The 11615-nt window shown below is 72.8% G+C and carries 12 protein-coding genes; 7 read left to right on the top strand and 5 right to left on the bottom strand.

Annotated elements, in window-relative coordinates:
- Nucleotide 1: 1 nt before the first annotated feature.
- The 5 genes from Q2K19_RS08630 (at nucleotide 2) to Q2K19_RS08610 (ending at nucleotide 7359) form a co-directional block, all read left to right on the top strand.
- Complete coding sequence (locus Q2K19_RS08630) at nucleotides 2–2191, top strand: bifunctional glycosyltransferase/CDP-glycerol:glycerophosphate glycerophosphotransferase (protein ID WP_302769256.1); 2190 nt, start codon at nucleotides 2–4, stop codon at nucleotides 2189–2191.
- A gap of 156 nt (nucleotides 2192–2347) precedes the next feature.
- A complete protein-coding gene (locus tag Q2K19_RS08625) occupies nucleotides 2348–3652 on the top strand; it encodes an ABC transporter ATP-binding protein (RefSeq protein WP_302769253.1) in 1305 nt (434 codons plus the stop codon).
- 73 nt (nucleotides 3653–3725) lie between these two features.
- The gene (locus Q2K19_RS08620) at nucleotides 3726–4193 is read left to right on the top strand and encodes a DUF4442 domain-containing protein (protein ID WP_302769250.1); all 468 of its coding nucleotides are present in this window, start codon (nucleotides 3726–3728) and stop codon (nucleotides 4191–4193) included.
- Between the two features lie 47 nt (nucleotides 4194–4240).
- On the top strand, nucleotides 4241–4990 hold the full coding sequence (locus Q2K19_RS08615; protein ID WP_302769248.1) for an HAD family hydrolase: 750 nt from the start codon (nucleotides 4241–4243) through the stop codon (nucleotides 4988–4990).
- Nucleotides 4987–7359, top strand: a complete 2373-nt coding sequence (locus Q2K19_RS08610) for a glycoside hydrolase family 65 protein (RefSeq protein WP_302769245.1) — start codon at nucleotides 4987–4989, stop codon at nucleotides 7357–7359. Before Q2K19_RS08615 ends, Q2K19_RS08610 begins: the two co-directional genes overlap by 4 nt.
- Before the next feature lie 69 nt (nucleotides 7360–7428).
- Here the strand turns inward: Q2K19_RS08610 and Q2K19_RS08605 are convergent, their stop codons facing one another.
- From Q2K19_RS08605 to Q2K19_RS08595, 3 genes are all read right to left on the bottom strand, one after another.
- The gene (locus Q2K19_RS08605) at nucleotides 7429–7608 is read right to left on the bottom strand and encodes a hypothetical protein (protein ID WP_302769244.1); all 180 of its coding nucleotides are present in this window, start codon (nucleotides 7606–7608) and stop codon (nucleotides 7429–7431) included.
- A gap of 61 nt (nucleotides 7609–7669) precedes the next feature.
- Nucleotides 7670–8017, bottom strand: coding sequence for a thioredoxin (gene trxA, locus Q2K19_RS08600; protein ID WP_302769243.1), 348 nt, complete (start codon nucleotides 8015–8017; stop codon nucleotides 7670–7672).
- Nucleotides 7987–8379, bottom strand: a complete 393-nt coding sequence (locus Q2K19_RS08595; protein ID WP_302769242.1) for a MerR family transcriptional regulator — start codon at nucleotides 8377–8379, stop codon at nucleotides 7987–7989. Before Q2K19_RS08595 ends, trxA begins: the two co-directional genes overlap by 31 nt.
- 132 nt (nucleotides 8380–8511) lie before the next feature.
- Here Q2K19_RS08595 and Q2K19_RS08590 point away from each other — a divergent pair, with 132 nt between their 5' ends.
- Nucleotides 8512–9171 carry a dienelactone hydrolase family protein gene (locus tag Q2K19_RS08590; protein ID WP_302769240.1) on the top strand — a complete coding sequence of 220 codons (660 nt, stop codon included), beginning with the start codon at nucleotides 8512–8514 and terminating at the stop codon, nucleotides 9169–9171.
- A 12-nt stretch (nucleotides 9172–9183) separates the two neighbouring features.
- On the opposite strand, the gene Q2K19_RS08585 is transcribed toward Q2K19_RS08590, so the two are convergent.
- Nucleotides 9184–10323, bottom strand: a complete 1140-nt coding sequence (locus tag Q2K19_RS08585) for an AI-2E family transporter (RefSeq protein WP_302769238.1) — start codon at nucleotides 10321–10323, stop codon at nucleotides 9184–9186.
- Nucleotides 10324–10416: 93 nt separating this feature from the next.
- Between Q2K19_RS08585 and Q2K19_RS08580 the strand changes: the two genes are divergently transcribed.
- Complete coding sequence (locus tag Q2K19_RS08580; RefSeq protein ID WP_302769236.1) at nucleotides 10417–10599, top strand: antitoxin; 183 nt, start codon at nucleotides 10417–10419, stop codon at nucleotides 10597–10599.
- A 102-nt stretch (nucleotides 10600–10701) separates the two neighbouring features.
- Here the strand turns inward: Q2K19_RS08580 and Q2K19_RS08575 are convergent, their stop codons facing one another.
- Nucleotides 10702–11607 carry an SMP-30/gluconolactonase/LRE family protein gene (locus Q2K19_RS08575; RefSeq protein WP_302769235.1) on the bottom strand — a complete coding sequence of 302 codons (906 nt, stop codon included), beginning with the start codon at nucleotides 11605–11607 and terminating at the stop codon, nucleotides 10702–10704.
- Nucleotides 11608–11615 lie beyond the last annotated feature (8 nt).

The following is an 11615-nucleotide window of genomic DNA, read 5'->3' as shown; positions in this document are numbered from 1 at the left end:
GATGACTCTGTTCAGCTTCGTCGTACCGGCCTGGCGGGTGCAGGGCTACCTGCGGGAATGTCTCGACTCGATCCTGGAACAGCCGGACGCCGACCTCGAGGTGATCGGGATCGACGACGCCTCCCCGGACGAGAGCGGCGAGATCCTGGCCGAGTACGCGGCCCGCGACCCCCGGGTCCACCCGGTCCGGCTCGCCGAGAACGTCGGGCTCGGTCCGGCCCGCAACATCGGGCTGGACCGGGCCGTCGGCGAGTACGTCTGGTTCGTCGACGGCGACGACTGGCTGGTCCCTGGCTGCCTGCCCCACGTCGCGGAACGGCTCGTCGCCACCCGCCCGGACGTGCTGATCGTCGACCACGTCCGGGCGCACTGGAACAACGTCGGCACCCGCAGCGCCATGCGCGACGTGTTCCCGGAGCCGCCCGGCGAGGCGACGTTCCGGCTGCGGGAGCGGCCGGAGACGATGCGGCTGCTGCACACCGCCTGGAACCGGGTGGTCCGGCGGGAGTTCCTGCTCGACCAGGGGCTGCGCTTCGAGCCCGGCTGGTACGAGGACGTCTCGTTCAGCTACCCGGTGCTGATGGCCGCCGACCGGATCGGCGTGCTGGACCGGATCTGCCTCAACTACCGGCAGCGCCGCACCGGCGCGATCACCCGGACCCGGGGCGACCGGCACTTCGAGGTGTTCGCTCAGTGGCACCGGGTGTTCCGGCTGATGGACCGCCGGGGTTCGGCGGTCGCCCCGCTGCGCCCGGCGATCTTCGAGCGGATGGTCTGGCACTACCTGACCGTGCTGGGCAACGGCGAGCGGATCGCCCCCGAGCTGCGGCCGGCGTTCTTCGCCCAGATCCACGCCGACTACGTCCGCTTCCTGCCGCCCGCCGGCTACCCGGTGCCGTCCGGCGTGGAGGGGCTGAAGCACCGCCTGGTGGCGGCCGGGCGGTGGCGGACGTTCAGCGCGCTGCGCGACGCGCACCAGGCGGCGACGACAGCCCGGAGCGCGGCCCGTCGGGCCAAGCGGCGGGTGCTGCCGGTGGCCCGGCGTACCGCCCGGAAGGCCCGGGACGCCGCGCTGCGCGAGTACTACCGGGGCGAACTGCGCCGGCCGCTCGACCCGACGCTCGCCGTCTACGCCGCGTACTGGTACCGGGGGTTCGGCTGCAACCCGGCGGCGATCTACTCCGCCGCCCGCCGGCTGGCCCCCCACGTACGCGGGGTGTGGGTGGTTCGGCGGGACCGGGTGGAGAGCCTGCCGCCCGGGGTGGAGTACGTGGTCGCCGGCACCCCGGGCTACTACCGGGCGCTGGCCCGGGCGCGCTGGCTGGTCAACAACGTCAACTTCCCGGACTTCGTCCGCAAGCGACCCGGCTCGGTGCACCTGCAGACCCACCACGGCACCCCGGTCAAGGTGATGGGGCTGGACCAGCAGCGGTACCCGGTCGGCGCGCGGGCGATGAACTTCGCCAAGCTGCTGCACCGGGTGGACCGCTGGGACTTCAGCGTCAGCTCGAACAGCTTCTCCACCCAGATGTGGGAGCGGGCGTACCCGGCCACGTACACCACGCTGGAGGTCGGCTATCCGCGCAACGACCGGCTGGCGCTGGCCAGCCCGCAGGAGTGCCGCCAGGTCCGGGCCGGGCTGGGCATCGGCCCGGAGGAGTTCGTGGTGCTCTACGCGCCGACCCACCGGGAGCACCTGCCCGGCTGGCGGCCGCCGTTCGACCCGGACCGGATGCGCGACGTGCTCGGCCCGGCGGGGCGGCTGCTGATGCGCAGCCACTACTTCCACGACCGGGACCGGCGGCCGCACGGGCCGTCGGCCGACGGGGTGCTGGACGTGAGCACGCACGACCGGGTGGAGGACCTCTACCTCGCGGCGGACGTGCTGGTCACGGACTACTCGTCGGCGATGTTCGACTACGGGGTGCTGGACCGGCCGATCGTCGTCTACGCCCCGGACTGGGAGGCGTACCGGGTGGCCCGGGGTGTCTACTTCGACCTGATCGCCGAACCGCCCGGCGCGGTGGCCCTCGACTTCCCCGGGCTGGTCGAGGTGTTCCGCTCGGGTGCGTTCCGGGCGGTCGAGGCCGAGCAGGCCCGGCAACGGTTCCGGGACCGGTTCTGCGGACTGGACGACGGTCACGCCGCGGAGCGCGTGGTCCGGCGGGTCTTCCTCGACGAGCCGGCCTGATTCCGGTTACCCGTCGGTCGCCCTACCGATCGGCGCCGACCGATCCGACGTAATCGGTCTTTCACGAGAAGAACACGGCACGTTTACCCGATGTGCGGATCGGATGATCCTGGTCACAGTCAATCCCGAATTCGGCCGAGAGCTGGGGAGGAGACGGTGACCACCGTCGCACTCAAGGATGTCACCAAAGTGTTCCCGGACGGGACCATCGCGGTCGACGCCATCAATCTGGACGTCAACGACGGCGAGTTCATGGTGCTGCTCGGCCCCTCCGGCTGCGGCAAGTCCACCGTGCTGCGGATGGTGGCCGGGCTGGAGGAGCCGTCTTTCGGCGCGATCATGCTCGGCGGGGAGGTCGCCAACGACCTGCCGCCCCGGGATCGGAAGATCGCCATGGTCTTCCAGGACTTCGCGCTGTACCCGCACATGACCGTCGGCGACAACATCGGATTCCCGCTGCGGTTGGCCGGCGTCGAGCCGGGCCACCGCGGCGAGCGGATCCAGGACGTGGCGAGCGCGCTCGGCATCCGCGACGTGCTCGGCCGCAAGCCCAGCCAGCTCTCCGGCGGCCAGCGGCAGCGGGTGGCCATGGGGCGGGCGATAGTGCGCCGGCCCGGGCTGTTCCTGATGGACGAGCCGCTCTCCAACCTGGACAGCGGCCTCCGCGCCGAGCTGCGCGCCGAGATCTCCGGACTGACCCGCGAGCTGGGCGTCACCACCATCTACGTCACGCACGACCAGGCCGAGGCGCTCACCATGGCCGACCGGGTGGCCATCATGCGCAAGGGCGTGCTCCAGGACGTGGGCACCCCCACCCAGGTGTACGGCCGCCCCGCGACCCTCTACGTCGCCGCCTTCCTCGGCAGCCCGCGGATGAACCTGCTGGAGGCGTCGGTCTACGTCCACCTCGACCGGTACGTGGTGCTGAACCTCGGCGAGCAGGCGCTCTACCTGCCCTGGGACGACATCCGCAGCCGGGCCGTGGCGCACTACCACGGCGAGCGGATCGTGGTCGGGATGCGGGCCGAGGCGCTCACTCCGGTCGCCCCGGACACCGCGGGTCACGTCCTCCAGGGGCGGATCCGCTACCTGGAGCACCACGGCCATGAGTCGCTCGCCTTCCTCGACATCGGCGCCACCGCGATCGTGGTGGACGAGATGGGTGCCCCGGTGGAGAGCGCCCCGCCCGGCCAGCGCGGCCTGCGCCGGTTCGGCCAGGTCATGCAGCGGCTCGCCGGTCGGGCCGCGGACGCCCCGGTCTCCGCGCCCACCGGTGAGGGGAGCCGGACCAGCGTCCTCCCCGACCCGGGTCGGCACCACCGCCGCCCGGCCGAGCTGGCCGTCCGGCTGGCCCCGTACCCGGCGGTGTCGGCGGGGCATCCGCTGGCCGTCCAGGTGCGGATGGACGCGCTGCACTTCTTCGACGAGCGCGGCGACCGGATCGACGTCGGCTGGCGCTGACCGCCGGCGCGGGCCGCGCAACCTGGTCCGATCGGCTCTTGCCGGCGAAGTTACCGACGAGTAGCGTGCGGTCATGTCCATCGACTCTCGCCAGGTGGCGGCCGGTCTGCTCGAGGCCGTGCCGTTCGCCCGCACGCTCGGTATCGAATTCGTCGAGGTCGCGCCCGAGGCCGAGGGCGGCGTACGGGCGGTCGTCCGACTGCCCGACACGCCCGAACACCACAACCACGTGGGCGGCCCGCACGCCGGGGCGATGTTCACGCTCGGGGAGACCGCCTCGGGGGCGGTGGTGCTCGCCGCGTTCGGGGCGGTGCTCGACCGGGCGGTGCCGCTGGCGGTGACCGCCACCATCCGCTACCAGAAGGTCGCCATGGGGCCGGTGCTGGCCACCGCCCGGCTGGGGCGTACCCCGGGCGAGGTGCTCGCCGAGCTGGACGCCGGGCAACGACCCGAGTTCCCGGTCGAGGTGGAGATCAGCACGGAGGACGGCACGGTCACCTCGGCGCTGACGGTGGTCTGGACGCTCCGCCCGCACCGCTGACGTCCGAATCGGGTTTGCCCGGCCGGTCCGCTGGATAGATTCGAGTCGTGCTGGGCCTACCCGCTCACGTGACCGCCTGTCTCTTCGACCTGGATGGCGTGCTGACGCAGACCGCCAAGGTGCACAACGCCGCCTGGACCGAGACCTTCAACGCGTTCCTGAAACACCGCGCGGCGGCCACCGGCGAGCCGTACCACCCGTTCGACCCCGGCCCCGACTACAACCAGTACGTGGACGGCAAGCCGCGCGCCGACGGGGTGCGCTCCTTCCTGGCCTCGCGCGGGATCACCCTGCCCGAGGGCGCCCCCGACGATCCGCCCGAGGCCGACACCGTCAACGGCGTGGGCAACCGGAAGAACGTCATCCTGCTCAACCGGATCCGCACCGACGGGGTCGAGGTCTACGAGGGCTCGGTGCGCTACCTGGAGGCGGCCGACCGGGCCGGGCTGCGCCGGGCGGTCGTCTCGGCCAGCGCCAACTGCGCGGCCGTGGTGGCCGCCGCCGGGCTGGACCGGCTGCTGGAGGCCCGGGTGGACGGGCTGCTCGCCCGCGAGCGCGGGCTGCGCGGCAAGCCGCACCCGGACACCTTCCTGGCCGGCGCCGAGCTGCTCGGCGTGGCGCCGGAGCAGGCCGCGGTCTTCGAGGACGCCCTCGCCGGGGTGGCGGCCGGCCGGGCCGGCGACTTCGGGTACGTGGTGGGCGTCGACCGCGTCGGCCAGGCCGACGACCTGCGCGCCCACGGCGCCGACGTGGTCGTGACCGATCTCGCCGAGCTGATGACGGAGCCGGCCCGGTGATCCGCGAGCGGGCCTATCCGGTCGAGCCGTGGCACGTCCGCGAGGTCCGCCTCGACATGGACGTGCTGGCCCAGTCCGAGTCGGTCTTCGCCCTCTCCAACGGGCACGTCGGGCTGCGCGGCAACCTGGACGAGGGGGAACCGCACGGCCTCCCCGGCACCTACCTGAACTCCTTCTACGAGCTGCGCCCGCTGCCGTACGCGGAGGCCGGTTTCGGCTTCCCCGAGTCCGGCCAGACCATCGTCAACGTCACCAACGGCAAGCTCATCCGGCTGCTGGTCGACGACGAGCCGCTCGACGTCCGCTACGGCGAGCTGCTCTCCCACGAGCGGGTGCTCGACCTGCGGGCCGGCACCCTGCACCGGGAGGTGCACTGGCGTTCCCCGGCCGGGCGGGAGGTCAAGGTCCGCAGCACCCGGCTGGTGTCGTTCACCCAGCGGGCGGTCGCCGCGATCAACTACGAGGTCGAGGCGCTCGAGGGCCCACTGCGGCTGATCCTCCAGTCCGAGCTGGTCGCCAACGAGGCCCTGCCGCCGCAGAGCCGCGACCCCCGGGTGGCCGCGGTGCTGGAGTCGCCGCTGCAGGCCGAGGAGGAGCTGACCACCGACGACGGCGGGCTGCTCATCCACCGGACCAAGGTCAGCGGCCTGCGGGTCGCCGCCGCGATGGCGCACGACGTGCACGGCCCGGAACGCACCACCATCGAGTCCGAGGGGTACGAGGACTGGGTCCGCACCACCATCGGCTGCGTGCTCAAGCCGGGCCAGACGCTGCGCGTGGTGAAGTACCTGGCGTACGGCTGGTCCAGCCGGCGCTCGCTGCCGGCGCTGCGCGACCAGGTCGGGGCGGCCCTGGCCGCCGCCCGGCTGGACGGCTGGGACGGGCTGCGGCGGGAGCAGCGGGAATACCTGGACGAGTTCTGGGACGCCGCCGACGTGCGGGTGGAGGGCGACCCGGAGGTGCAGCAGGCGGTCCGGTTCGGGCTCTTCCACGTGCTGCAGGCCGGTGCCCGGGCGGAACGCCGCCCGATCGCCGCGAAGGGGCTCACCGGTCCCGGGTACGACGGGCACGCGTTCTGGGACACCGAGATGTTCGTGCTGCCGGTGCTCACGTACACCCAGCCGACGGCGGTGCGGGACGCGCTGCACTGGCGCTACGGCACGCTGAGCCAGGCGCAGGAGCGAGCCCGGACGTTGAACCTGAGCGGGGCCGCCTTCCCGTGGCGCACCATCGAGGGTCCCGAGTCGTCGGCGTACTGGCCGGCCGGCACGGCCGCGTTCCACATCGCCGCCGGCGTCGCCGACGCGCTGCGCCGCTACGTGCTGGTCACCGGGGACGCCGCCCTTGAACGGGAGATCGGCCTGGAGTTGCTGGTGGAGACCGCCCGGCTCTGGCGCTCGCTCGGCCACCACGACCGCGACGGGCAGTTCCACATCGACGGGGTGACCGGCCCGGACGAGTACACCGCGGTCAAGAACGACAACATCTACACCAACCTGATGGCGCAGCGGAACCTGATCACCGCCGCCGACTGCGCGATGCGCCACCGGGACCAGGCCCTCGACCTCGGCGTCAGCGAGGAGGAGGCGGCCGCCTGGCGGGACGCCGCGCACGCCATGCACCTCCCGTACGACGAGGAACTCCAGGTGCACGAGCAGGTGGAGGGCTTCACCCGGTTGCAGGAGTGGGACTTCGAGCACACCCCGCCGGAGAAGTACCCGCTGCTGCTGCACTACCCGTACTTCGACCTCTATCGCAAGCAGGTCGTCAAGCAGGCGGACCTGGTCCTCGCCATGCACTGGCGCGGCGACGCGTTCAGCGACGTGGACAAGCTGCGCAACTTCCTCTACTACGAGCGGCGCACCGTCCGGGACTCCTCGTTGAGCGCCTGCACCCAGGCGGTGATGGCGGCCGAGGTGGGCCACCCCGAACTGGCCCACCGCTACCTGCGCGAGGCCGCGCTGATGGACCTGCACGACCTGAACGAGAACACCCGCGACGGCGTGCACATGGCCTCGCTGGCCGGGGCCTGGATCGCCCTGGTCGCCGGCTTCGGCGGCCTGCGCGACCACGACGGGACGCTCTCGTTCTCGCCCCGGCTCTCCAGCCGGCTCAGCCGCCTGGAGTTCTCCCTGCAGTGGCGATCGATGCGGCTGCGGGTGGACGTCCGGCCGCACCAGACGACGTACTCGCTGCGCGCGGAGGGACGGAACACGATGCTGGAGCTGCGGCACCACGGCGAGTCGATCCGGATCACCGGCAACCAGCCGGTCACCGTGCCGGTGCCGCCGGCCCGCCCGTCCGGGCCGTCGCCGGAGCAGCCGCCGGGCCGGGCGCCCCTGCTGCACCTGCCGGAGAACGCCAGCTGAGACGCCGGGCCGGGCGGCTGCTCCAGGTCGTCAGACGCGCCGAGCTGGAGCAGCCGAGTCCGGCGTACGTCAGAACTGGCGGCCGTTGGACGGCCGGCCGCCCGCGTCCCGCGGCGCGGTCGCCTGCGGGTCATCCGCGGTACGGGCCAGGGCCGCGTGGTCCGCCCACTCCTGCGAGCGTCTCAACTCCTCTTCGCGGCGCTTCTGCTCGGTGAGCTCCTGCTGCCGGGACCTGTCCTGTTTCGCCATGACGATCCTCGCGATCGGTCGGGGTCCGTGGTCGCCCAGCGCCTTCCCGATCCGTGGCGGCTCAACCGTCCAGGTGCCGGGCGAAGCTCAGCCGCAGGTGGTTCTTGGGGCGGGCGCCGACGATCGAGCCGATCACCTGCCCGTCCCGGAACACGAGCATCGTCGGCATCGACATCACCTGGTAGGCCCGCGTGGTCTCCGGGTTCTCGTCGGAGTTGACGGTGACGAAGCGCAGCGCGTCGCCGAACTCCTCGGCCAGCTCGGCCAGGTGCCTGGCGACCGGCCGGCAGGGCGGGCACCACTCCGCCCAGAAGTCGACCACCACCGGCCGGTCGCTGGCCAGCACGGTGGCGGCGAACGTGGCGTCGGTGACCGGGGTCATTCGACCCTGTTGCGTGTCCTGAGGCATGTTTCCTCCCGATGGGCGATCGCGCGGGCGAGCTGGTCGTGCAGCTGTCGGCGGACCGCGCCGAGCCGGTCGAGGTAGTCGTCCACCTCGGCCAGCTTGCGGCGCAGCACCGCGACGGAATCCGGGCACACGTCGCCGGAGCTGTTGCCGGCCCGCAGGCAGGCCACGAACGGCCGGATGTCGTCCAGGCCGAAACCCACCGCCAGCAGCGCCCGGATCTCGTGCACGACGCGCAGCTCCGCCTCGTCGTAGACCCGGTAACCGTTGGCGGAGCGGCGCGGCCGGACCAGCCCCTGGGTCTCGTAGTACCGCAGGGTCCGGGTGCTCGTGCCGGCCCGTTCCGCCAGCTCACCGATCCGCATCGCCACCTCCCGGCCCGCCCTCCCTCGGCACCCCACGCTAAACCTTGCCGCCGACGTCAAGGCAAGCCACGCAGCGGACGGGGAGGTGAGGGAGGAGTGGGTGGGGGTATCCGGCCGGGGGAGGTGGGTGACATGGAGACGCGTGAGGTGACGGTGCCGGTGGTGGACGGCGGGCTGCCCGCCGACGTGATCGTGCCCGGTGGAGCGGTGGGAGTGGTGCTCTTCGCGCACGGCAGCGGCAGCTCGCGGCACAGCCCGCGCAACGTGGCGGTGGCGCACCAGCTCAACGACCGGGCGCTGGCCACCGTGCTGGTCGACCTGCTCACTCCGGAGGAGGACGTGCGGGACTCGGTCACCGCCGAGCTGCGCTTCGACATCGGGATGCTCGCCGAGCGGCTGGCCGCCATCGTCGACTGGATGGCCGCCGAACCGACGCTGGGGCGGCTGCCGATCGGGCTCTTCGGTGCCAGCACCGGCGCGGCCGCCGCCCTGGTCGCCGCGGCCGCCCGCCCGGATCAGGTGGCCGCCGTGGTGTCCCGTGGTGGTCGGCCGGACCTCGCCGGCAGCTCGTTGTCGGCGGTACGCGCCCCGACGCTGCTCGTGGTCGGCGGGCTGGACGAGGAGGTGATCGTGCTCAACGAGCAGGCCCGGGACGCCCTGGGCGACGTCGCCGAGCTGCGCATCGTCCCCGGCGCCACCCACCTCTTCGAGGAGCCCGGCGCCCTCGACCAGGTGGCCGAGCAGGCGGGCACCTGGTTCGCCAGCCACCTGCGTACGCCGCATCCCGCCTGACCCGGGCGTCGGTCAGGCGGCGGCCGCCCGGTGGCGCTGGACCGTGTCGAGAACGCGCCAGGTGACCGCCGCGATCGGGACCGAGACGAACGCCCCGGCGATGCCGGCGACCAGGGTGCCGGCGCTGACCACGACCAGGATGACCGCCGGGTGGAGCTGCACCTGCCGCTTCATCACCAGCGGCTCCAGCAGGTTGCCCTCGATCTGCTGCACGGCGATCACGGCGGCGAGGGTGAGCAGCGCGGTGGTGGGGCCGTTGGCGGCGAGGGCGACCAGCACGGCGATCGCCCCGGCCACCGTCGCGCCGATGATCGGCACGAACCCGCCGACGAAGGTGATCAGGGCGAGCGGCAGGGCCAGCGGGACGCCGAGCAGCACCAGGGCCAGCCCAATCCCGATCGCGTCGATCGCCGCGATGATCATCGTGCCCCGGCTGTACGCGCCGAGGGTCCGCCAGCCGGCCCGACCCGCGTCGGCGGTGAGCTCCCGGCGCGGGCCGGTCATCCGGCGCAGCACCCAGCGCCACATCGACCGGCCGTCCTTGAGCAGGAAGAAGAGCAGGACCAGGGCCAGCAGCAGCGAGCCGGCCACCTCGGCGGCGGTCCGCGCCCCGCCGACCGGATCGGGGGCGCTGCCGCTGAGCCCCTCCCGGGTCTGCCGGAGCAGCTTGTCCAGCTGCGCGTCGGTGATCGGCAGGCTGGACGTGACGAAGTCCCGGCTGCGCTGCAACCCCTGGTCGAGCTGCTGGGTCAGCTCGCCGAACTGGCTCGCGGTCAGGTTCCACACCAGCACGCCGACCCCGACCAGGACCCCGAGCAGCAGCAGGATGGTGAGCAGGGCGGCCGGGGCCGCCGGCACCCGGATCCGGCGCAGCAGGAGCAGCACCGGGTCGAGCAGGGCGGTGAGGAAGAGGGTGCCGGCCAGCGCGACGGCCAGCGGCGCCAGCAGCACCGCGATCTTCCCGAGCAGCCAGAGCCCGGTGACCACGACCACCAGGCACGCGCTCCATGTCACGGCGGTCCGGACCGGCCAGGGCAGCTCCGCCCACGCCTGCCGGGGGCCGGCCATCCGGGTTCGCCGGGCCGTCGCCTCGGTGCCGTTGTCGTCCACGTCGTCCTCCTCGATCGTGGCCGTTCGGTACCCGACGGGCATCGATCCGACACCCGGCGGCGGTCCCGGCCCCGCGGCGTCGCGTTTGTGCCCCCGGCGTCAGGGAAGGCTGGAGGGGACGGAGGGAGATGCGACATGAGCGACTTCATGGACAAGGCCCAGGACTTCGCCGATAAGCACGACAAGCAGGTCGACCAGGGCATCGAGAAGGCCGGTGAGCAGGCCGACCGGCGCACCGGCGGGAAGTACGACGAGCAGATCGACAAGGGTGTCGAGATGGCGCAGCAGCGTACCGGTCAGGGCGACCGCGACCGCTGACCCCGCCCGCCTCCCGGGCCGTCCCCGCGTGGGACGGCCCGGGAGTGGTCCGTCCGGGCGCGGCGAAGTGGAGATCCTCCGGCGGATCGCCCGGAGGAATGATCACCAACCCGGGTAGCGGACCCCGCTGATGTTCACCCGCAGGCTGAACAGCGAGCTGGAGGCGCAGATGTAGAGCTCGTTGCGCTTCGGCCCGCCGAAGGTGAAGTTGGCGACGACCTCGGGCAGGTGCAGCTTGCCGAGCAGGGTGCCGTCCGGGTCGAAGCAGTGCAGCCCGTCGTGCGCGGCGGCCCAGACCCGCCCCGCGTCGTCGAGGCGTATCCCGTCGAAGGAGCCGGCGTCGCAGGTGGCGAAGACGTCCCCGCCGCGCAGCGTGCCCTTCTCGGTCACCTGGAACCGGCGCAGGTGCCTCGCCCGCGTGTCGACGACGTAGAGCTGGGACTCGTCGGGGCTGAAGGCCAGGCCGTTGGGCTGCCCGAAGTCGTCGGCGACGAGGTGCACCACGCCGTCGTGCGGGTCGACCCGGTAGACGTGGTTGCCGCCGATCTCGCTCTCCGCCCGGTGCCCCTCGTAGTCGCTGTCGATGCCGTAGCTGGGGTCGGTGAACCAGATCGACCCGTCGGAGTGCTCGACGACGTCGTTCGGGCTGTTGAGGCGCCGGCCCTGCCAGCGCTCGGCGAGCACGGTGTCGGTGCCGTCCGCCTCGGTGCGGGTGACCCGCCGCCGGCCCTGCTCGCAGCTCACCAGCCGCCCCCGCCGGTCGACGGTGTGCCCGTTGGCGTAGCCGGCCGGTTGCCGGAACACCCCGACGGTGCCGCTGGTCTCGTCCCAGCGCAGCAGCCGGTCGTTGGGGATGTCGCTGAAGACCAGGTGGCGCCCGGCGGGGAACCAGGCCGGGCCCTCCAGCCAGCGGCCGCCGGTCCAGAGGCACGCCACCCACTCGTCGCCGTTGACCCGACGGAACCGTTCGTCGAGCACTTCGAACCGCGTCCTGAACCGATCGGTCACGACCGCCT

The organism is Micromonospora sp. NBRC 110009 (assembly GCF_030518795.1).
GTDB lineage: Bacteria > Actinomycetota > Actinomycetes > Mycobacteriales > Micromonosporaceae > Micromonospora.
Note: the sequence above shows the minus strand (reverse complement) of the source record. Positions and strands in the feature narration are given on the sequence as shown.

Bases quoted from the DNA above. Each gene is read 5' to 3' on its own strand.
- Q2K19_RS08620 (WP_302769250.1), top strand. From the start codon at position 3,726: ATGTCCATCGACTCTCGCCAGGTGGCGGCCGGTCTGCTCGAGGCCGTG.
- Q2K19_RS08590 (WP_302769240.1), top strand. From the start codon at position 8,512: ATGGAGACGCGTGAGGTGACGGTGCCGGTGGTGGACGGCGGGCTGCCC.
- Q2K19_RS08595 (WP_302769242.1), bottom strand. From the start codon at position 8,379: ATGCGGATCGGTGAGCTGGCGGAACGGGCCGGCACGAGCACCCGGACC.
- Q2K19_RS08580 (WP_302769236.1), top strand. From the start codon at position 10,417: ATGAGCGACTTCATGGACAAGGCCCAGGACTTCGCCGATAAGCACGAC.
- Q2K19_RS08630 (WP_302769256.1), top strand. From the start codon at position 2: ATGACTCTGTTCAGCTTCGTCGTACCGGCCTGGCGGGTGCAGGGCTAC.
- Q2K19_RS08585 (WP_302769238.1), bottom strand. From the start codon at position 10,323: ATGCCCGTCGGGTACCGAACGGCCACGATCGAGGAGGACGACGTGGAC.
- trxA (WP_302769243.1), bottom strand. From the start codon at position 8,017: ATGCCTCAGGACACGCAACAGGGTCGAATGACCCCGGTCACCGACGCC.
- Q2K19_RS08605 (WP_302769244.1), bottom strand. From the start codon at position 7,608: ATGGCGAAACAGGACAGGTCCCGGCAGCAGGAGCTCACCGAGCAGAAG.